1 protein-coding gene is annotated in these 1,440 nt (G+C 36.6%); it reads right to left on the bottom strand.

All coding sequences use genetic code 11. From position 1 onward, the window contains the following. Window positions 1–178 precede the first annotated feature (178 nt). Window positions 179–1,144 (bottom strand): DUF7146 domain-containing protein, encoded by a 966-nt coding sequence (locus tag IE867_RS14930; protein ID WP_192485402.1) that lies wholly within the window; start codon window positions 1,142–1,144, stop codon window positions 179–181. Between the last annotated feature and the right edge of the window lie 296 nt (window positions 1,145–1,440).

The following is a 1,440-nucleotide window of genomic DNA, read 5'->3' as shown; positions in this document are numbered from 1 at the left end:
GGTGCTCACCAAATAATCCAGATTAGGGCTGCTAAAATAGGGAGTAATTGGGAAAAGGATTGGTTAGCAGTGGAGAATAAAATTTACCGAAAAGCTGCTTAAATAGCTATATATGTGTTGCTCTCTTTTCAATATCATTATCTTTCAAATCACCGTGCGCTATCATTTTATTAATCAATTATTTCATGTTTTTATCATGCTTTAATAAGACTTGATACGTAGGGTTAAGCTTTTCATAAACAGCCTTAACACTACCTTGCTTAAGGGTATCGTTATAGTCCGTTTTGTTATCGCCAATCATATTGGGAAACACAACCTTAACCTGTTTCCCTGCTTTTTCAAATAACTGTATTGCTTTAACTAAAGCAGAATCTTTGATTAATGGTTTACCATCATTATCGGCACAAATAAGCACATTATCTTTGAGCATATCAGGATTGATATTTGCAAAGTTTTCATTACCACCTGCCGCTAATATATGCGCATATTTAAAGGCTTGTTTGATAGATAAAGCCGTCACAACACCCTCAGCTAAAAAAGTAACATTGTTCAATTTTACATTGCCTTTGCTAATCAAAACGGCACTACCTATTTTCGTGCCATAACTTCTTTTACCAATTTTAAGTTGTGACATTTTTTTGCCCGTGCCACGCTCAAGGTATATTGATTCAACGCCTGTTAGTTCGCCTTTTTCGTTTTTGAATTGAGCAACTAACGCAGGTTGATATTTACCTTTGACTTCATCGGTATATACACTGGCATTGTATTTAACATCGGCACCTTGATAATCCTTAATGCCGCGATGCTGTGTTAAGTATTTCTCTGCTAAAGTGCCTTTAACTGGATGCGATTTATTCCATATTTTAACCGCACGTTCAAACGATAGTTTTTTACGCTCATCATAAGGAATATCCTTGCTTAACGCTTCATGATTTTTTGTTTCCTTAATATCATAAGCTTCTGGCATAGAGATCATTTTGGCTCCCTCAGCTACAGCGTCAGCGTAGTTTAATCCTTTCTCACGCATGATGAGTGAAATTAAATCGCCACGATCATTATCCTTTGACCAATCTTTATAATGACCTCGAAATTTGCCTGTTAAGGTAACTTTTAATGAAGCACTATCTTGACCAAAGGCAAGCACAGTATTATTAGAACGCCCCTTGTTTTCTTCACCTAACAGCCATCTTGCGACATCTTCTGTCCGTTTATTTAATTCTATGGAGACTTCTGCGCCATATTTACGAATATCAAAGAGTCCATTCCTAAAAACATACCTATAAGATAAATTTTATGGCTCTACCAGTTTATCCGTAAGCGTCCCACGAACCCCATCTAGAATACTGTTTTAAATCTGGCAAACTGATTGCATTGATAATACAAAGAGCTTTGGTTTATGACGGAAGAACAATGGTATGAGGTCATTAAGCGCTGGGAACA

Origin of the sequence: Cysteiniphilum marinum, from assembly GCF_014857925.1 — a bacterium.
Taxonomy (GTDB): domain Bacteria; phylum Pseudomonadota; class Gammaproteobacteria; order Francisellales; family Francisellaceae; genus Caedibacter; species Caedibacter marinus.
This window is presented reverse-complemented; position numbering and strand designations above follow the sequence as displayed.